Raw genomic sequence first — 203 nt, 5'->3', positions numbered from 1 at the left:
TATTGAATCAAACGGTGCGCTTGGACTGGTTCTGCTGACGTCGGGGGACCCGGATATCAGGACATATGCACAGCAGCGGATAAAGAAAAACTCTGCTCGCGTGGATATACTGCAGGATAAATTTAACAGGGAGCTTACTTCAGAGCAGGGTATTAAGCTGCTGAAAACCATTGGTGAAAAGCGTCAGGTGTATGCAGATACCC

The 203-nt window shown here is 47.8% G+C and carries 1 protein-coding gene; it reads left to right on the top strand.

The window, feature by feature from the left end; all coding sequences use genetic code 11:
* Positions 1-203 (top strand): MCP four helix bundle domain-containing protein (locus OGY18_RS00025; protein ID WP_286551124.1); only part of this gene is annotated, 203 nt, incomplete at both ends.

This window comes from Citrobacter sp. Cpo142 (assembly GCF_030332425.1).
Taxonomy (GTDB): domain Bacteria; phylum Pseudomonadota; class Gammaproteobacteria; order Enterobacterales; family Enterobacteriaceae; genus Citrobacter; species Citrobacter portucalensis.
This window is presented reverse-complemented; position numbering and strand designations above follow the sequence as displayed.